Below are 16,880 nucleotides of genomic sequence, written 5' to 3' on the forward strand. Positions count from 1 at the left end.
CCGCGACGCCGCCGGGATCGCGGCGCGCGGCTTCAATAAGCGATCCCGCATTCAAGCAAACGACATCACTTTGAGGAGAAGCAAGATGAAGCGCCTATTGATCGCAGCGGTGTGCGGGATCGGGATAACCGCGCCGATGTCGGCCGTGTATGCGGCCGATCCGCCCGTGTGCAAGAACGTGCGCTTCGCGGACGTCGGCTGGTCCGACATCGCGGCGACCACGGGCCTCGCGTCGACGATGCTGCAGGGGCTCGGCTACAGCCCGACGAAGACGATCGCGTCGGTGCCGATCACGTTCGCCGGCATCAAGAGCAAGCAGATCGACGTGTTCCTCGGCTACTGGTCGCCGACGATGGACCCGATCATCCAGCCGTTCACGAAGGCCGGCCAGATCAAGGTGCTTTCGACGCCGAACCTGACCGGCGCGAAATACACGCTCGCGGTGCCCGACTACGTGTACCAGGGCGGCCTGAAGTCGTTCGCGGATATTCAGAAGTACGCGGACAAGCTCAACGGCAAGATCTACGGGATCGAACCGGGCAACGACGGCAACCTGCTGATCAAGAAGATGATCGACGGCAACCAGTTCGGCCTCGGCAAGTTCAAGATGGTCGAGTCGAGCGAGGCCGGGATGCTGGTCGAGGTGAATCGCGCGATCCGCGACAAGCAGTGGATCGTGTTCCTTGGATGGGAACCGCATCCGATGAACGTGCAGATGAAGATCGACTACCTGACCGGCGGCGACGACGTGTTCGGCCCGAACTACGGCGAAGCGAAGGTGCTGACGGCGACGCCGCCCGACTACGCGCAACGCTGCCCGAACGTCGCGAAGTTCGTATCGAACCTGCAGTTCACGACGTCGATCGAGAACCACGTGATGATGCCGATCATGAACAAGGAAGATCCGAACAAGGCGGCGGCCGAGTGGCTGAAGGCGAACCCGCAGGCGCTCGACAAGTGGCTCGCGGGCGTGACGACGCTCGATGGCAAGCCGGGCCTGCCGGCGGTGAAGGCTTATCTCGGCGTGCATTGAGCGCCGTGACCGAGCGGTCCCCGGGCCCGCAAGCGGCTTGACGGACCTGCGCCCCCCCGTCTCGGGAAGATCCCGGGATGCGGGGGGCGTCGGCGTGCCTGTCCGGTCTGTCCGCTCTGTTCAGGCGGGATGGTTCGAATCGGGCGTCAGGCATCAGGCGACCGCATGCATGAGCCACGCGTGGATGTTTCGAACCACGTCGCTCCAGTCACCTTCCCTGGTTTGCCTCAATGCGGTCGCATGCCTGATCCACGGGCTCGTGGTTCCCTCGACGCCCCAACGCCAATCGCCGCAGGTGTGGGTCGGTACACACGTCCGCATGCCCATCATGGCCGCCAGGTTGGCGACGCCTGAATCGACCGCGACCACGGCGTCCAGTTGGGCAGTGCACGCCGCCGTGTCGCCAAAATCCCGGATCACCGGCTGGTAGTGACTGACATTGCCGGCCGGCGTACCCGCCAGCGCCGCGGCCGCGGGATGATGCAGATTCACGAAATGCATGCGTTCCGCCATGGCAGGGTGCTGCACGATCTCGTTGACCGCATCGAGCGGCAGGCTGCGGCGGCTGGCCCAGCATCTGACGATGGCGCCCTTTTCGGGCCAGTGTCGTTGAACGCAATCCCAGAACAGTCCGATCAGCTGCTTCCCCGGATGCTGGTCGCGCAGTTGCGCGGCCCATTCGGCCGCGATTCGTTGCTTTTGCGGCGGCACCTGGATATAGGGCGCGAACCATTGCTCCGGCACGCGCGTCCGCCGGGCTTTCAGCATGGGCAAATGGAGCAGTGTGGCATGCAGGTCCGGCGCGAACCCGTCTACCCGTGATTGCAGTTCACGGGGCAAGGGCGCATGAAACTGCGGCGGATTGGGTGCGGCGACAACCTCGCAATGCGGCAGTGACGCCTGCATCAGCGCGTGGTTCTGCGGATGGCAGGTGAGCATGACGTGCGCGCCCGCATCCAGCCAGTCGGCCACGCAGGCTGCCAGGAGAAAGTTGTCGCCGAATCCGTGTTCATGCGTGACCAGGACACGCTTGCCGCGCACATCCGATTCGCCCGCCCATGTCGGGAGGTCGATCGGGCGGTAATTGGCGGACAGGCGCGGAACGTCATCGCGCATTCGCCAATAGGCGAAGCCGCGCGGATCGCCGGCCTTGAGCATCGCCTCTCCCATCGCGAATCCGATCGATGCGGCCATCTCGGCAGGGCCGGATTCGGCCATTCGATAGGCTTCGTCGAGCAACCGGATGGCCTGCGCGAGATCGCCGGCCATCATCAGGCTCATGCCCAGTCGCAAGCGGTAGAGTTCGGGGCGGTCGTGCCGCGACGGATCACGTTGCCATGTATCGGCGGCTTCGACATACCGGCCCAGCAGGTAGAGCGCATCGGCGCGCCGTGTCATGGAAACCGCGTCGTGCGGATCGAGCGCCAGCGCGCGGTCGGCCCACGGGAGCATGTCCTCCTCGCGCCTGAGCGCGGTCAGCAGTTCGCAGATGCGATGCAGCAGCGCGGGATCACGCGAATCGCCTGCGTATTGCGTCTGCGCGACATGCAGTTGCTGTTCGAGGTCGACCATGACGATTCGGCTCGGGAGGGCGTGGCCACCGCACGGGACAGGCGTTACGTGAACCTGCGCGGGCAGGGGCCGACGGTGGAAGTCGCGAGGCCGGCATCGTGTCGGTGCTTCGATGCCGGCCGTGTCGTCGAAGGCGCTATACGTGGAACGCGCCGTCGAAGAGGACGGTGTCGTCGAACCGAATCGTTCCGGACGAAAACACCAGATCCAGATGATGGCTGCCGCGTTCACCGCCGCCGAGGCCGAGGTGCAGCCCGGCATGGCGTTCTTCGAAACTGGCATTGCGTCCATGCAGCCTGACGTTCAGGTTCGTACCGATCCCGAACTCTTCGACGATCCGGTTTCCCGCGCATTTATCGAGGTACAACTTGATGTCGTCCTCGAGCTGACGATTGGCCGATGCGACGCTGACCACGTGGCCCCGTTCGATCCCGATGTTCAAGATCGGGTCGATGACGCCGTACTTGATGGCAAAGGGCACCGTGCTCAAGAAGGTGCCGCCGAATGTGACGTTGCCGGTCAGGTCGGGTACCCGGGTCGCGACTTCGCCGGGCATCAGGTCATAGTGATTGCGCCCGTCCAGGCTTTTCCAGGTCTGATCGAGCGTTCCATGCAGCGAACTGCCGAAACCATCGTGGAATTGCACGCGTCGGGCGCGTTGTGCCGCGGCGATGATGCGTTCGTTGCGTGCGGCAATGTCGTCGATGCGCTCGGAAAAGGCCTCTTCGAAGAATTCGCCGTACTCCCGGAGCAATACCGACTTCTTCCAGTGCTCGGCCATTTTCGGCTTGAGGGGCGGGATGAACGACGGCCCGTGCGGATTGATGTCGGAACGTATCGAGGAGTCGTACATGAAGATGAACATGTCACACCGGTCGATTTCCTCGATGACCTGTTCGTGATTTTCCGTGTCGAGCTCGACGTAGGTGAATGAATATTCCAGTTTCTTCGGGCAATGCCGAATGATGGATTGGGCGGTATTTTTCTGGCTTTTGTCCGAGCCGACCAGGATATTGGCGCCGGGCGCGTTTCTCTGCATCATGGCTGGATGTCCGCGGACGCACGAAAAGAAATTTTCGACACTTTTTTCCATCACACTCTCCGCGATATCCAGGTTCTCGATCAAAAAATGGCGGATCGTTGCGATCCGCCATCATCCGAGGCTGACCGCTTATGCCCAAAGAGCGGTGGCGAATGGAATGACCGCGCTGTCTTTCATCATTTCGACCCAATCTTCATGCTGATCTTCCTGCATCCATTCGATCAGCGGGAGATCCTGCTTTTCTTGATTTTCGTTCATGATGATTTCCTTGTTGAGGAATTGAACTGCGAACATCGCAAATCGCCCTCGAAGCTTCGAGGGCGGATTTAGCGATTGAGTCGGCGCGTGTGGTTGCGCTGATTATATGGGGTGGGTGCGGGTGATTATCTTGTGTTAATCGTCAACCTACATTAGCAGTTGAAATTGCGAGGCGGCAATGTAACGTAAACCCTATGTTTGATTTTGACTTTGTGAATGTGTTGGGCGGCGAAAGTCGGGCGTTTGAATAATGAAATTTCAATTGGCATTAAAATCGAAATAAACGCGTCGATTGATGTCATTCCCGGCTGTCCGGTTTCACGGAGCGGTGTGTCCGATTCATTGCTCCTTCGTCGCCGCCGGCACGTCGAACACCCGATCGAATGCCCACTGGAACACGAACGCGTAACAGAAGAAGAACGCGAACAGCCCGATGTCGACGACGAACGCGTCGAGCCACGAGATGTCGAGCCACCCCGCCACGACGGGCACCAGGATGAAGATCAGCCCGCCTTCGAATCCGGTCGCGTGCAGGATCCGCCGCCCGAGCGTGCGTGACGGCTGACGGCGCGACGCTTCCCAGCGCTCGAACAGCGCGTTGAAGATCATGTTCCACAGCATCGCGATCGCCGACATCGTCGCCGACAGCGCGCCCGAATAGACGAGGTCCTGCTTGAAGATCGCCGCGATCGCGGGCGAGATGCAGGAAATCGCGATCGCTTCGTAGAGCACCGCCTGCGTGATCCTGCGCGGTAGGCCTTGCACGTTGTTGCTCCGGTTGGACGTCACTCGACGCGGCACCGTGCCGCGACGTCCCGCAAGGCTATTCGCGTTGCACGCCCGCTTCAATTCACCTAATCTCACCCCGGTTCAATTGAATTCAACCCGGCCCGATCCGGCCCGCGAGGCCCCGTGTTCTCGAAAATCCCCCTGACCGCATTGCGTGTATTCGAGTCGTCGGCACGGCTCGGCGCGTTCAAGGCTGCCGCGGACGAGCTGTCCGTGACACCAGCCGCCGTGTCGCACCAGATCAAGTCGCTCGAAAGCCGGCTCGGCGTGCTGCTGTTCGAGCGCGGTGCGAGCGGCGTGCGGCTCACGGACGAAGGCGAACGCCTGTTTCGCGCGAGTCACGATGCACTGCTCGCATTGAGCCGCGGGCTCGACGCGGTGCGGCCCGAAACGACCGGCGAGCGCACGCTCGTGCTGACCACCACGCCCGCGTTCGCCGCGATGTGGCTGATTCCGCGCCTCGGCCGGTTTCGTCGCATCGATCCGCAACTGCACATCAAGGTTGAAACCGGCAACACGCTTGCGGATCTCGAACGCGATGCGCGGATCGACCTCGCGATTCGCGCGACGTCGCGCACGTTTCCGGCGCTGCACGAGATTGCGCTGATCGACGAGTATTTCGGTGCGTATGCAGCCGCCGGGTTCGACTCGCATCGGACGGACGAACCGCTCGACCTGATCGAGACCGTGTGGGATACGCCGCTGCCGGTGTCGGTCGACTGGGTGTCGTGGTGTCGCGCGGCTGGCCGCGAAGCGTGGCTCGAGCGCGCGGTATTTCGCCACGACGACGACGAGCATTACGCGTTGCAGGCGGTGCTGCACGGGCAGGGCATCGCGTTGCTCAGTTCGGTGCTCGCTGCCGAGCATGTCACGCATGGGGCATTGACGCCGATCGAGCCGTCGGTGCGGATCGAGGGCGCGCGTTTTGTCGCGCTGTGCCGGCCCGGGCGGGAGCGCGAGCCGCAGGTCAGGTCGTTTCTCGACTGGCTCGAGGCGGAGATTGCGCAGACGCGGCAGGCGGTGGCGCGGATGGCGGGAGGGGGCTGAGCAGGAACGCCGGGGCGCACTGCTCGTCACGCGCGGGCGGGTGCCGCCCCGGTCATTTCCCGGCGCGTATCGGCTTCGCGAGCTTCGCGTCGCAACGCCAGCTTCGGTCGCGTATCGTTGCGATCTGCGCGACGGCCGGGCTGCGCCATGCGTCGGGCAGCTTGCAGGTGCGGCGGACGGCACGTTTCGCGGGCGTTTCGTCGCCAGGGATCGGCGCGTCGCTGTCGTGCACGTCTCCCGTCAAAGCATTGACGCTGGTATGGGATTCGCTGCTGCCGCTGCCGTCCCAGCGGAAGTCCCAACTGTCCTCATCCCATCCCGCGACGATCCATTGGCCGTTGCGCGTCGTCACGCGCCAAGTTTCGCCCCAGCGCATCGAACTGCCGCCGTAATTCCGCACCAGCAGCGAACCATGGCTGATGTCGAGCGGCTGGTACGGATCGCCCATCATGCCGCCGTCACCCGGCCCCATCGCGATCGAGTCGTTCGTGAGTACGCGCTTGCCGTCGACGAAGATGCGCAGGCGCCGCGGGCCGTCGGGTTGCCCGCGCAGCACGTCGATGCAGGCGGTGACCGGCTGGGGCGAGCCGAACGCGCCGCGGATGCTGTCGTCGAGTGTGTAGCCGGTGTCGACCTTGCCGCACGGATCGTCGGTCGTGTTGGTCAGCGCCGCGCCGTGTGCGGTGGAGGCGGCGAGGACGGTGAACGCAAGCAGCGCACGCAGGCTGTGCGGCGCAGCGTCGAAACGCCCGGGAAACGACCGGAGAAATCGCATGGCGACAGGGGGATGAGAGGCCGGGTGTGCAGTGTAAGCGATTCGGCTGGCCGATCGGGCGGCGTGTGGAAGCGCGGTTTCCCGGCGAGCGGGCCACCGCATTTTGCATCGGCTTCGACGTTCCGGAGCGGGCCGTCAACCGGACCGTCGCCCGTCGTCACCCGAACCGTACACAATAAACCGGCGGCAAATGCGCAGACACCAACTGCCAGTTTTCGCCGCCGTCAGCGGACGTCCATAACCCGCCGGTGGTCGATCCCATCGCGAGGCGCGTACCGGTGTCATCGATCGCGAGCCCGTGCCGATACACGAGGTCGTACGCCGGCGCACTCGGCAGCCCGTTCGCGAATTGCTCGAAACTGCGCCCGCCGTCGCGCGTGCGCGTGACGACGAACCTGCCGTCCACCGGAATCCGGCACGCGTCCTTCACGGCCGGCACGAACCACGCGGTGTCCGGTTCGTGCGGGTGCACGGCTACCGCGAAACCGAAGCTCGAAGGTTGCGCCTCGATGCGCTGCCAGTGCTCGGCGCCGTCGGTCGAGCGGAAGATCGCGCAGTGATGCTGCGTCCACAGCACGTCCGGGTCGGCCGCGCACTGCACGACGCGGTGCGGATCCTGCATGTTCGGTTCGCCGCGCCGCTCGGGCGGCATGTAGTCGGCTTCCATGCCGTCGGCGGTCACACGCCACGTCGCGCCGCCGTCGGTGGTCTGCCAGACGCCGCCGCACGAGATGCCGATCGCCACGTGCCGGCTGTCGCGCGGATCGACCATCACCGAATGGATGCCCGGTGCGTCGTATCCGCCGCCGCCCCATTCGGCGCGCTCCGGGCGATCCCACAGCGGGCGGTTGAGCACCCACGAATCGCCATGGTCGTCGGAGCGGAACAGGCCGCCGGGAATCGTGCCGGCCCACAGCACGCCCGGCTCGTCGGCGCCGCCGGCTTCGAGCGACCAGATCTGCTGGAGTGTCCATGGCGGCTTCGGCAGGCCGGGTGGCGCGTCGTCGTCGTCGCCGGTGCCGGCATTCACGCTGGCGCCGGCGGGTGCGGCGTCGGCGGGCTGCGGCGGATAGACGGGAACCGCGCATTCCTCCCAGTCGGTGGCGCCTGCGCGCCGGCGGTGCAGCTTGACGCCGAAATGGCCGAGGTTCAGCGCGGCGTACAGCGTGCCGTCGCGCGGGTCGGCGAGCGTCATGCTGACCGGCTCGCCGGCGAAGTGCGGCTCACCGAGCGTCCAGCCGCCGTGGCCGTCGGCCTGCAGGACGAACAGGCCCTTGCGGGTGGCGACGAGCAGTCGATCGTTCATTGCGATGTCTCCTGATGGCCCGGCCTGACGTCGGGGTGCGCGGTCGGTGCTGGTGGATGCGTCCCCTTATCCGCCCGTCAGCGCCTGCACGACATAGACCCGGCTGGCATCGCCGAGTACATCGGACAGGTGTTGCCGGTCGCGTATCGGCTGGCCGTCGATGAATACCGACAGGTGTTTGCGCAGCGCACCCTGGTCGTCGAGGATGTAGCCGCGCAGCCGCGGCTGCTCGCCGAAAACGGTGTCGAATGCTTCGCCGACCGAGTGGGCGTCGATTTCGCGCTCGGGCGTTTCGATATGCCGCTGGATCGAGGCGGCGAAGAAGAGGTGCGCCATGGCGGTGGCTGGCAGGAGCCGCGCGGAGGGGACGGTCTGTAGTTTAGGCGATCCAGCGGGTGCGACGGAGCCGGATCCCGCATCGGTCGCATCGTCGATGCGCAGGCACCGAATGGCCTTGCGGGGCGCGCCGTCGTGCGTTTCGGTCACGCGTACTTGTCGCCCACCGCCTCCCTGACCGGATGCGTGTCATAGACGATGACCATGCGCTCGACGAGTCCGCTTTCGTCGAATTCGAACACATCGACGCATTCGAACTGCACCGCCGAGCCGTCCTTCAGCCCCCAGTCGTACACGAAGTAACCGGTTGCCCGTCGCGCGCCGGTCGCACTGACACAGATGTCGATCGCCGTGATCCGGCTTTGTCCGGATGCCGAAGCGACCTTTTCGAAGAACGGTGTCGGCTTCATCCAGCCGAGAAACGGCGAAAAAATCCGTGCATCCGGCGTGAACAGTGCGCAGATCGCGGCGACGTCGCCGCGCTCGAGCGCCTTCAGGTAGGTGTCGACCTGCCGCGTGTATAGTGCGTTCGACGATGGGACCATTCTCTTTCTCCGCTGGTTGTTGACGAGCCGGGCCGCGACAGGTGATGCGGGTCCGGCGCAACCAAGATAGCGATGCACCGATGTCCGAACAATCGAAAAATCCGCAACCCGGGCATGCGGCCCGTGCATACCCGCTTGCCGAACTCACGCGAGCCCTGCCGCCGTTGACGGCGTTCCAGGCCTTCGTTGCCGCGGCCGAACTCGGCAGCTTCAGCCGGGCTGCCGATCATCTGTGCCGGACCCAGGGGGCGGTGAGCCGTCAGGTGCAGCAACTGGAAGTGCATTACGGGTGCGCACTGTTCGTGCGTCATGCGTCGGGGCTGACGCTGACTGCGGAAGGCGGCGCGTTGTTGACAGTGGCGGTCGACGTCCTGACGCAACTGGCACGCCACGCGGAGGCGCATTGCGGCGTCGCGCCGGTTCTGACGTTGCGGTTGCCGTCGACCTTCGCGATCCGCTGGCTGCTGCCGCGTCTTGCGGCGATCAATCGCGCACTCCCGCGGACCGAACTGCGTATCCAGACGTCGGCGGACGACACGCCGGATTTCGCCGGAACCGACGTCGATGCGATCGTCGTACGAGGCGCCGGACACTGGGCCGGAATGGTGTCGGTTCCGCTCTTTGCAGAGCGGCTGACACCGATGTGCACCGGTACGCTGGCCGCTTCATTGAGATCGATCGCCGATCTTGCGCAGGCCACGTTGCTTCATCCCGCCCACGGGCACGAAGAGTGGCGCTGTTGGCTCGCTGCCGTCGGCGCGACGCAGGTCGACCCTGAAACCGGGCTCATACTGGACACGCTCGAATTGACGCTCACCGCCGCCGAGCAGGGGCACGGCGTGGCGATCGGTGACCCGCGCATGGCCCGGGACCGGCTCGCGGCCGGGTCGCTGGTTGCCCCCTTTGGCGACCTCGTGGACAACGGTCTCGGCTATTTTCTTGTGTACCCGTCGCCGCGTGCGATGCAGCCCAAGATTCGCGCGCTGACGTCGATCCTGACGGAGCTGGCACGGGACGATTCGCCGCGCATGGCGTGACGGGAGGTCGCGTCGCTCACACGCGCTAAACCGGAATCGAGCGCCCGCGAATCCTGATCCCGATCCGCACGACACCGATCACCGCATTCGACAGCCACGTGAGCAGGCGCGGCATCCCGCGCCGGCGGATATCGAGCAGCAGCACAATCCGCACCGCGTCACTGTCGTTCCACACCTCGTGCATGAAGGTGTCGTCCCACAGCAGGAAACGTCCTTCCTCGAGCCGGTATTCGTGGCCGTCGACCTTCAGCACGGCGGCCGGCGTGCCGTCCGCGCGCTTCGGCATCGACAGCACGAGATAGCCGCGCAGGATGCCGCGAAACGGCCCGCGATGCGGTGGAATGTGCTTGCCGGGTGCGAGAAACGACAACGATGCCGATAGCACGTCCGGCGATGCCGCGACGATCGATGCGACGGTCGGGCAGCGCGACAGGTTGCGCGGGAACGGCTGGCCGTACGCCTGCATGATGAACATCCGCCAGTCGCGTGCATCGTTGGCCGAGATGTCGTACTGCTCGCGCATGATCTCGTGAAAGCGCGGGATGCGCGGCATGTCGCGCGCCACGGCGAATGCCTCTGCCTGGATGTCGGTCCACGCACGAACGAAACGCTCGGCGTCGGGAAACGCGGCCGGATCGAGCACCGCGCCGCCGTCGATATGGCGGTCGTACAGCGTGCGCAGCAAGCCGGCTGCATAGTCGTAAGCGACGGACATGGTCGATCGATCGGCGATCCGTAAGGGGTGACGTCAGTCTGCCCGAAGCGCGGCGGGCGCTGCGTTACGTCAGGTTACGCCGGCTGACGAAAGAATGACAGTTTCATGAACGTCCATTCCGGGCGCTCCAGGGGCCGGAGAAGCCGCGCCATCCGCGTTGCGCGACGCGCGGGAATAAACGCACGCGCTCCGTCGTCATACGGGTGTAGCACGTCGTCTCGTTGACTTCTCAAGGAGTGGAACATGAACACGCATTGGCTGGTGGCCGCCGCGGTGGCGGCGATTTCTTTCGCGGGTATCGCGACGCAAGCGTCGGCACAGGAGCTGACGCGCGCGCAGGTCAGGCAGGAACTGATCGACGCCGAAAACAACGGGCTGCGCTTCGTGACCGATACATCGTATCCGGACGTGAGCCCGCTGTTCCAGCGGCAGGTCGAACAGATGCCGGAGCATCAGGCCAGCACGGCGGTCGGCAGCGATCCGGCCGCGTCGTCCGAAGCGGGCAAGCCGGCGACGATGTCGCCGCGCCGGGGTTCCACCGCATGCGTCGGCCCCGCGAGCTTCTGCGCGATCTATTTCGGAAGCTGACGCAGCCGCCTGCGTTCGCAGGTCAGGCATTCAAGGTATTCGACACGGTTGATCGATACGGAACATTGAAGGAGTTCATGATGAAAACATATATCGCAGTACTGACGATGATCGGCGCGATCGTCGCTCAGTCGGCTTTCGCGCAATCGGCCGCGCCGCTCACGCGTGCCCAGGTTCGCGACGAATTGATGCGTCTGGAAGCAGCCGGGTACGACCCGGCGAAGGGAGACGACGGCGAGTATCCGGCGGACATCCAGGCGGCGGAAGCGAAGCTTGCCGAGCAGGACCGGGCCCGGATGGCGGCTGCCGCCGCGCACGCACCGGCCTCCGGTATGCCGGCGCATACCAGCAACTAGGTGCCGACATGGTCTTGTGTGACTTCAGGCCATCGTGTTCGCGGCATGGCAGTACGGCAGCCCTTCGTGCCACTCGACGCGGCAGAAGGGCGCCGGCCGCGCTGCCGGTCATCGCGCGCCGCTTCGCGCGGCGGCGCGATCATCTCATCGGCCGCGTGCGATGAGCGGCCGGTCGGTCGTGCGATGAGCCGGAACGAACACGGTATCGGTATCGGCGGCAATGCGGCTCGCGCGCGATGGCATGCGGTGCCGCCGGCAAGGCGATCACCAGGGCATCATGCGCTGCATGACCTGGTCGCGCAGCACGAAGCGGTGCGCGAGCGCGGCTGCCACGTGCAGGCAAATGCCGACGAACAGTGCCCAGGCGAGGATGCCGTGCACGTCGCCCATCGCGTGGCCGAATCCGGAGCCGGCCGCCGACAGCGCGGGCAACGGCACGATCCCGAGCAACGTCACGCCCCATGCGCGCGACGACGCGTTGATCCAGCCGAGCAGCGGCACCGCGATCAGCAGTGCGTAGAGCGCGAAATGCGTCGCGCCCGACAGTGCGCGCATCGCGGGCGGCAGGTCACTCGCGGGCGGGCGATGCGTTGCGCGCCACAGCACGCGGCAAGCCATCGCCGCGAGCAGCGCGGTGCCCACGAGGAGGTGCGCGGCGATCAGGCCAATGGGCTGCGTGTCGCGATGCACGTCGGGCATCGTCCAGCCGATCGCATATTGCGCGATGACCAGCGCGACGATCAGCCAGTGAAGCAAGCGCGCAACGGTGTCATATCGGGCGGGCATGGACATGGAGACTCCTGCGGACGACGGGGACGATATCGGTCGGTGGATTCTACGTTCGCTTTCTTAACGAAACGTTAAGCAGGCGTCGCCACAATCGTTCTCCGCTGGACCTTCGCTTTTCCTGATCCTGATCCACGCGACCTTTCGAATCTTCAGATCGATACCGGTCGTCCGCACGGGAGAGTCTTTCACCATGGCATCTTCGACGATCGAGCGATGGCGTGCCCACCTGCTGATCGCCGCGCTGGCCGGCATGTTCATTCAGTGCTTCGTGCTGGTGTCGTTGCTTGCATGGCGCGTACCCGAAGCATTTTTCACCACGATGACGTTTCGTATCTGGGTCGTCATCGCGCTCGCCACCGCGATCCTTTCGGCCCGCAAGCTTGCCGACGTCGCGTTCCGGACCGCGCTCGCCTGCGGCTACGTGCGCGTGACGGGAATCGATCGCCGCACGGTAGTTGTGTCATCTGATTGCGCGTATCGTCGCTTGGTCGTCCTTCACATCCGGCTCCACGGGAATCGATACGGCGGCGCGCACGGGTGAACCCGCGTGCGCGCGGCGGCTCCCGGGTGTCGTGGTCGTACGGGTCACCACTGGGGAGAAGCATGGTTTTGCTGCATGTGCTGCGCGCGCTGGTTGAGGCAATGTCGATCGTCTGCGGGCTGGGCGGCTTACTGGGCATTGCCTACACGATCACGGCCAGCGTGCTGGTCGGCCGGTTCTTTTCCCGGGCGGCGGCCGAACCGCGCGATTATCCGGGCGTCACCGTCGCGAAGCCGCTGCACGGTGACGAGTGGCAACTCGTACAGCATCTCGAAAGCTTCTTCGTGCAGAATTATCCGGGGTCGGTCCAGCACCTGTTCGGCGTGCACGATGCGAACGACAAGGCGCTCGTGGCCGTCGAGGCGCTGCGGGCGCGCTACCCTGACGCGAACATCAAGGTCGTCGCCGATGCGCGGCTCTACGGGCCGAACCGCAAGATCGCCAATCTCGTGAACATGCTCGAACACGCGGAGTATTCGATGCTCTGTCTCGCCGACAGCGACGTGCTGGTCGAGCGCGATTATTTGCGCGCCGTCGTCGGCGCGCTGCAGCAGCCGGATGTCGGCATCGTGACGAGCGTGTATCGCGGCATCGCGTCGCCGGGCTTCTGGCCCGGTGTCGCCGTCGCGATGACGAACTACCATTTCCTGCCGGGCGTGATCACCGGACTCTTCATCGGGCGCGCACGGCCATGCTTCGGCCAGACGATTGCGATCACGCGCGCGACGCTCCAACGCATCGGCGGGCTCACGCGTTTCGCGCATCACCTGGCCGAGGATCATGCGCTGGGCGAGGCGGTGCGGCAGGTGGGCGCGCAGGTCGTTATTCCGCCGTTCGTCGTCGGGCATGCATGCGTCGAGGAGACGTTCGGGAACCTGTACGCACACGAATTGCGCTGGAGCTGCACGATCCGCGCGGCGGACCGGCTCGGTCACGCCGGCTCGGTGCTGATGCACCCGGTGCCGCTCGCGCTGCTGGCTCTGCTGTTCTCCGGCGGCACGGCCGTCGCGTGCGGGCTGGCGGTCGCGGCGCTGGCCGCGCGGGCGCTGCTGATGCTCAAAACGAGCCGGGCGACCGGCGCGGGCCTGCGCGGTGCGCTCTGGCTGCCGTTCGTCGATCTCCTGCAGTTCTTCGTGTTCGTGTCGAGCTTCTTCTCGTCGCATGTCATGTGGCGCGGCACGCGTTTTCGTGTCGACCGGGAAGGCCTGCTGTCGCCCGCGAGCGAATCATGACGACCCAAACGAACCGCGCTGCCGATGCCGCGGAGCGCAACGCCGCGCGGGGCGACGCACGGCTGCGCCACGTGGGGCAGGTGGCGGCGCTGGGCGGGCTGGCGCTTGCCGTGTGGCTGATCTGGCGTGAGCATCCGCTGGACATCCTGCATCGCCTGCAGATCGCCGGGGCCGGACTGTTGCTCGCGGCCCTCGCGCACATCCTGCCGATGCTCGCGAATGCGTGGGACTGGCGGATGCTGATCCGCGGCCCGCGCCGCCCGTCGTTCGCGGCGATGCTGAAGCTCGTGTGGATCCGTGAATCGATCAACGGGTTGTTGCCGGTCGCGCGGATCGGCGGCGAGATCGTGTCGTTCGGCCTGCTGCGGCAGGCGGGCGTGCGACCGGCGACCGCCGTCGCCAGCCTCGTCGCCGACATGCAGCTGACGCTGATCAGCCAGCTCGTGTTCGCGCTGGTCGCGATCGGCTACGTGCTCGAGCATGTGTCGTCCGATACCGCGCGGGTGGCCGGCAACCTCGCGATCGGCATGGCCGCGCTGGTGCCGGTGCTGCTGCTGTTCGCGCTGGTGCAGCATGCGCGGCCGTTCGAGCGCGCGATGCGCGTGCTCAACCGCGTCACGAGCGGCAAGGTGGTGGCGCTGGTCGGCGAATCGGCGCGCACCGATCAGTCGATCCGGATGATCTGGAGAAAGACCGGCATCGTCGTGCGCTATCTCGTGATCTGGCAGACGCTGCAGTTCGTCGGCTATGCGCTGGAAATCTGGCTCGCGCTGTATTTTCTCGGCGCGGAGCCGACGTTCGTGCAGGCGCTCGCGATCGAGGCGCTGATCCAGCTGGTGAGCAGCATCGCGTTCCTGATGCCGGGCGGGCTCGGTGTGCAGGAGGGCGGGTTCGTGCTGATCGGCGGGCTGCTCGGGTTCGACCCGCCGACCTGTCTCGCGCTGGCCGGCGCCCGCCGCGTGCGCGACCTGCTGTTCTATCTGCCGGGCCTGCTGGCATGGCAGTGGGCGGCCGGTTCGGCGAACCGGCCGGGCGGAACGAAAACCGCGCCGCTGCCCATCGGGGAATCCGCCCGGCCGCGTTGATGCGACCGGGGCGCCGGTGCCTGCGCGGCCGGCGGCGCGGGAATCAGCGTCGTTCGTCGGCGAGATGGCTGCGGATCACGTCCGCGAACGACGTATCGCCCTTCAGCCCGAGCGCTTCCGCGTGCGACGTATCCCAACGGCCCGGCCAGCTGCCGACGATCTTCTCGATGCGCTCGTCCGGCGCATGGCGGATCAGCTTCACGACTTCGTCGCCCGCGACTTCGCGCAGCGCCGCGATCATTTCGTCGACCGACACCGACAGGCCGGGCAGATTGATCACCCGTTTGTTGCCGAGCTTCGCGCTGTCGATCTCGCAGCCCGCGACGAGCGCTTCGATCGCGCCGCGCGGCGACAGCAGCCACAGCCGCGTCGAACCCGGCACCGGGCACACGCTTTCCTCGCCGTTCAGCGGTTCGCGGATGATGCCGCTCGCGAACGACGACGCGGCCGCATTCGGGCGGCCCGGCCGCACGCTGATCGTCGGCAACCGCAGCACGCGGCCGTCGACGAAGCCGCGCCGCGCGTAGTCGCACAGCAGCAGTTCGGCGATCGCCTTCTCGGCGCCGTACGACGATTGCGGGTTCAGCGCGGTGTCGTCCTGCACGACGTCGGGCAGCGTGCCGCCATAGACCGCGACGGAGCTCGTGAACACGACGCGCGGCCGATGGCCGCGCGCGCGGCACACTTCGAGCAGCGTGCGCGACGCGTCGAGGTTGATCCGCATGCCGAGATCGAAATCGGCTTCGGCCTGCCCGCTGACGATCGCCGCGAGGTGGAAGATCGCGCCCGTCTGCGTGTCGATCGCGCGGTCGAGCACCGCGCGGTCGGCGATGTCGCCGACGATCGACGTCACGCGCGCATCGCCGAAATCGCTGCCTGCGACGACGTCGAGCAGCACCAGCTCGTCGATCTTCTCGCTGCGGCCGTCGGGGCCGGTGAGTTCACCGCGCTCGAGCAGCTTGCGCGCGAGACGCTGGCCGAGAAAGCCGGCGCCGCCGGTGATCAGTACTTTCATGTTCTTTACCCTCAGAAGAATGCTGGAATTACAGGTACGGCTTGAGCCAGCCGAGCCCTTCCGACGTGCCGGCCTTCGGGCGGTACTCGCAGCCGATCCAGCCGTCGTAGCCGAGCGCGTCGATCAGCGCAAACAGATACGGGTAGTTGAGCTCGCCGATATCCGGCTCGTGGCGCTCGGGCACGCCCGCGATCTGGATATGGCCAATGCCCGCGAAATCGCGCTTGAGCTTCATCGCGAGGTCGCCCTCGACGATCTGGCAGTGGTAGCAGTCGAACTGCACCTTCAGGTTCGGCGCGCCGACTTCCGCGCAGATCTCGTGCGCATCGTCCTGGCGGCTCAGGAAATAGCCGGGCATGTCGCGCTGGTTGATCGGCTCGATCAGGATCGTGATGCCGTGCGCGAAGGCGGCCTGCGCCGCATGCCGCAGGTTCGCGAGGTAGGTGTCGCGATGGCGTGCGCGGTCGGCGCCCGGCGGCACCATGCCGGCCATCACGTGCAGCTTCCTGTTGCCGAGCACGCGCGCATAGTCGAGCGCCTGGTCGATGCCGCGCCGGAACTCGTCCTCGCGGCCCGGCAGCGACGCGGTGCCGCGTTCGCCCGCGGCCCAGTCGCCGGGCGGCGCGTTGAACAGCGCCTGCTCGAGGTTGTGCGCGTCGAGGCGCGCGCGGATGTCCTCGGCGGCGAAATCGTACGGGAACAGGTACTCGACGGCCTTGAAGCCGTCGTAGGCGGCAGCGGCGAAGCGTTCGAGGAACGCGTGCTCGGTGTACATCATCGAGAGGTTGGCGGCGAAGCGTGGCATGGCAGCGGGTCCTG

The 16,880-nt window shown here is 65.9% G+C and carries 20 protein-coding genes; 8 read left to right on the forward strand and 12 right to left on the reverse strand.

Features of this window, described 5'->3' with window-relative positions:
• Positions 1-85 precede the first annotated feature (85 nt).
• Positions 86-1,033, forward strand: coding sequence for a choline ABC transporter substrate-binding protein (locus CFB82_RS20735; RefSeq protein ID WP_011354069.1), 948 nt, complete (start codon positions 86-88; stop codon positions 1,031-1,033).
• 153 nt (positions 1,034-1,186) lie between these two features.
• On the opposite strand, the gene CFB82_RS20740 is transcribed toward CFB82_RS20735, so the two are convergent.
• The 4 genes from CFB82_RS20740 to CFB82_RS20750 all read right to left on the reverse strand — a co-directional run bounded on the left by CFB82_RS20740 (position 1,187) and on the right by CFB82_RS20750 (position 4,670).
• Positions 1,187-2,605, reverse strand: coding sequence for a tetratricopeptide repeat protein (locus CFB82_RS20740; protein ID WP_089485085.1), 1,419 nt, complete (start codon positions 2,603-2,605; stop codon positions 1,187-1,189).
• A gap of 136 nt (positions 2,606-2,741) precedes the next feature.
• Entirely contained in the window at positions 2,742-3,647 is a 906-nt protein-coding gene (locus CFB82_RS20745; RefSeq protein ID WP_089485086.1) for a hypothetical protein, read from the reverse strand.
• A gap of 129 nt (positions 3,648-3,776) precedes the next feature.
• Positions 3,777-3,905 (reverse strand): hypothetical protein, encoded by a 129-nt coding sequence (locus CFB82_RS44050; protein ID WP_021163990.1) that lies wholly within the window; start codon positions 3,903-3,905, stop codon positions 3,777-3,779.
• A gap of 339 nt (positions 3,906-4,244) precedes the next feature.
• Complete coding sequence (locus CFB82_RS20750; RefSeq protein ID WP_089485087.1) at positions 4,245-4,670, reverse strand: PACE efflux transporter; 426 nt, start codon at positions 4,668-4,670, stop codon at positions 4,245-4,247.
• 147 nt (positions 4,671-4,817) lie between these two features.
• Here CFB82_RS20750 and CFB82_RS20755 point away from each other — a divergent pair, with 147 nt between their 5' ends.
• Positions 4,818-5,741, forward strand: a complete 924-nt coding sequence (locus CFB82_RS20755) for a LysR substrate-binding domain-containing protein (protein WP_089485088.1) — start codon at positions 4,818-4,820, stop codon at positions 5,739-5,741.
• 52 nt (positions 5,742-5,793) lie between these two features.
• Here the strand turns inward: CFB82_RS20755 and CFB82_RS20760 are convergent, their stop codons facing one another.
• From CFB82_RS20760 to CFB82_RS20775, 4 genes are all read right to left on the reverse strand, one after another.
• Positions 5,794-6,516, reverse strand: a complete 723-nt coding sequence (locus CFB82_RS20760; protein ID WP_089485089.1) for a hypothetical protein — start codon at positions 6,514-6,516, stop codon at positions 5,794-5,796.
• Between the two features lie 157 nt (positions 6,517-6,673).
• Positions 6,674-7,822: a WD40/YVTN/BNR-like repeat-containing protein gene (locus CFB82_RS20765; protein WP_089485090.1), complete on the reverse strand. Its 1,149-nt coding sequence runs from the start codon at positions 7,820-7,822 to the stop codon at positions 6,674-6,676.
• 66 nt (positions 7,823-7,888) lie between these two features.
• The gene (locus CFB82_RS20770; protein WP_043180651.1) at positions 7,889-8,158 is read right to left on the reverse strand and encodes a MoaD/ThiS family protein; all 270 of its coding nucleotides are present in this window, start codon (positions 8,156-8,158) and stop codon (positions 7,889-7,891) included.
• 146 nt (positions 8,159-8,304) lie between these two features.
• Positions 8,305-8,703 (reverse strand): nuclear transport factor 2 family protein, encoded by a 399-nt coding sequence (locus CFB82_RS20775; RefSeq protein WP_089485091.1) that lies wholly within the window; start codon positions 8,701-8,703, stop codon positions 8,305-8,307.
• Between the two features lie 80 nt (positions 8,704-8,783).
• Between CFB82_RS20775 and CFB82_RS20780 the strand changes: the two genes are divergently transcribed.
• On the forward strand, positions 8,784-9,740 hold the full coding sequence (locus CFB82_RS20780; protein WP_089485250.1) for a LysR substrate-binding domain-containing protein: 957 nt from the start codon (positions 8,784-8,786) through the stop codon (positions 9,738-9,740).
• A 25-nt stretch (positions 9,741-9,765) separates the two neighbouring features.
• On the opposite strand, the gene CFB82_RS20785 is transcribed toward CFB82_RS20780, so the two are convergent.
• The gene (locus tag CFB82_RS20785; protein WP_069252439.1) at positions 9,766-10,455 is read right to left on the reverse strand and encodes an aspartyl/asparaginyl beta-hydroxylase domain-containing protein; all 690 of its coding nucleotides are present in this window, start codon (positions 10,453-10,455) and stop codon (positions 9,766-9,768) included.
• Between the two features lie 243 nt (positions 10,456-10,698).
• On the opposite strand from CFB82_RS20785, the gene CFB82_RS20790 reads away from it, so the two are divergent.
• On the forward strand, positions 10,699-11,043 hold the full coding sequence (locus CFB82_RS20790; RefSeq protein ID WP_089485092.1) for a DUF4148 domain-containing protein: 345 nt from the start codon (positions 10,699-10,701) through the stop codon (positions 11,041-11,043).
• A gap of 80 nt (positions 11,044-11,123) precedes the next feature.
• Positions 11,124-11,399, forward strand: a complete 276-nt coding sequence (locus CFB82_RS20795; RefSeq protein ID WP_089485251.1) for a DUF4148 domain-containing protein — start codon at positions 11,124-11,126, stop codon at positions 11,397-11,399.
• Between the two features lie 264 nt (positions 11,400-11,663).
• On the opposite strand, the gene CFB82_RS20800 is transcribed toward CFB82_RS20795, so the two are convergent.
• A complete protein-coding gene (locus CFB82_RS20800) occupies positions 11,664-12,191 on the reverse strand; it encodes a cytochrome b (protein WP_089485093.1) in 528 nt (175 codons plus the stop codon).
• Positions 12,192-12,378: 187 nt separating this feature from the next.
• Between CFB82_RS20800 and CFB82_RS20805 the strand changes: the two genes are divergently transcribed.
• The 3 genes from CFB82_RS20805 (at position 12,379) to CFB82_RS20815 (ending at position 15,046) form a co-directional block, all read left to right on the forward strand.
• Positions 12,379-12,729, forward strand: a complete 351-nt coding sequence (locus tag CFB82_RS20805; protein WP_089485094.1) for a hypothetical protein — start codon at positions 12,379-12,381, stop codon at positions 12,727-12,729.
• A gap of 62 nt (positions 12,730-12,791) precedes the next feature.
• Positions 12,792-13,961: a bacteriohopanetetrol glucosamine biosynthesis glycosyltransferase HpnI gene (hpnI, locus tag CFB82_RS20810; protein ID WP_089485095.1), complete on the forward strand. Its 1,170-nt coding sequence runs from the start codon at positions 12,792-12,794 to the stop codon at positions 13,959-13,961.
• Positions 13,958-15,046 carry a lysylphosphatidylglycerol synthase domain-containing protein gene (locus tag CFB82_RS20815; protein ID WP_089485096.1) on the forward strand — a complete coding sequence of 363 codons (1,089 nt, stop codon included), beginning with the start codon at positions 13,958-13,960 and terminating at the stop codon, positions 15,044-15,046. Before hpnI ends, CFB82_RS20815 begins: the two co-directional genes overlap by 4 nt.
• 43 nt (positions 15,047-15,089) lie before the next feature.
• Here CFB82_RS20815 and denD read toward each other — a convergent pair whose 3' ends face one another.
• Together denD and otnI are read right to left on the reverse strand one after the other, a co-directional pair.
• A complete protein-coding gene (gene denD, locus CFB82_RS20820; RefSeq protein WP_089485097.1) occupies positions 15,090-16,061 on the reverse strand; it encodes a D-erythronate dehydrogenase in 972 nt (323 codons plus the stop codon).
• A gap of 28 nt (positions 16,062-16,089) precedes the next feature.
• On the reverse strand, positions 16,090-16,866 hold the full coding sequence (gene otnI / locus CFB82_RS20825; protein WP_089485098.1) for a 2-oxo-tetronate isomerase: 777 nt from the start codon (positions 16,864-16,866) through the stop codon (positions 16,090-16,092).
• Positions 16,867-16,880 lie beyond the last annotated feature (14 nt).

The organism is Burkholderia sp. HI2714 (assembly GCF_002223085.1).
Lineage (GTDB): Bacteria > Pseudomonadota > Gammaproteobacteria > Burkholderiales > Burkholderiaceae > Burkholderia > Burkholderia lata_D.

Coding starts and splice junctions, on each gene's coding strand:
- CFB82_RS20735 (WP_011354069.1), top strand. CDS start 86: ATGAAGCGCCTATTGATCGCAGCGGTGTGCGGGATCGGGATAACCGCG.
- CFB82_RS20740 (WP_089485085.1), bottom strand. CDS start 2,605: ATGGTCGACCTCGAACAGCAACTGCATGTCGCGCAGACGCAATACGCA.
- CFB82_RS20745 (WP_089485086.1), bottom strand. CDS start 3,647: ATGATGCAGAGAAACGCGCCCGGCGCCAATATCCTGGTCGGCTCGGAC.
- CFB82_RS44050 (WP_021163990.1), bottom strand. CDS start 3,905: ATGAACGAAAATCAAGAAAAGCAGGATCTCCCGCTGATCGAATGGATG.
- CFB82_RS20760 (WP_089485089.1), bottom strand. CDS start 6,516: ATGCGATTTCTCCGGTCGTTTCCCGGGCGTTTCGACGCTGCGCCGCAC.
- CFB82_RS20765 (WP_089485090.1), bottom strand. CDS start 7,822: ATGAACGATCGACTGCTCGTCGCCACCCGCAAGGGCCTGTTCGTCCTG.
- CFB82_RS20770 (WP_043180651.1), bottom strand. CDS start 8,158: ATGGCGCACCTCTTCTTCGCCGCCTCGATCCAGCGGCATATCGAAACG.
- CFB82_RS20775 (WP_089485091.1), bottom strand. CDS start 8,703: ATGGTCCCATCGTCGAACGCACTATACACGCGGCAGGTCGACACCTAC.
- CFB82_RS20780 (WP_089485250.1), top strand. CDS start 8,784: ATGTCCGAACAATCGAAAAATCCGCAACCCGGGCATGCGGCCCGTGCA.
- CFB82_RS20785 (WP_069252439.1), bottom strand. CDS start 10,455: ATGTCCGTCGCTTACGACTATGCAGCCGGCTTGCTGCGCACGCTGTAC.
- CFB82_RS20790 (WP_089485092.1), top strand. CDS start 10,699: ATGAACACGCATTGGCTGGTGGCCGCCGCGGTGGCGGCGATTTCTTTC.
- CFB82_RS20795 (WP_089485251.1), top strand. CDS start 11,124: ATGAAAACATATATCGCAGTACTGACGATGATCGGCGCGATCGTCGCT.
- CFB82_RS20800 (WP_089485093.1), bottom strand. CDS start 12,191: ATGTCCATGCCCGCCCGATATGACACCGTTGCGCGCTTGCTTCACTGG.
- CFB82_RS20805 (WP_089485094.1), top strand. CDS start 12,379: ATGGCATCTTCGACGATCGAGCGATGGCGTGCCCACCTGCTGATCGCC.
- hpnI (WP_089485095.1), top strand. CDS start 12,792: ATGGTTTTGCTGCATGTGCTGCGCGCGCTGGTTGAGGCAATGTCGATC.
- CFB82_RS20815 (WP_089485096.1), top strand. CDS start 13,958: ATGACGACCCAAACGAACCGCGCTGCCGATGCCGCGGAGCGCAACGCC.
- denD (WP_089485097.1), bottom strand. CDS start 16,061: ATGAAAGTACTGATCACCGGCGGCGCCGGCTTTCTCGGCCAGCGTCTC.
- otnI (WP_089485098.1), bottom strand. CDS start 16,866: ATGCCACGCTTCGCCGCCAACCTCTCGATGATGTACACCGAGCACGCG.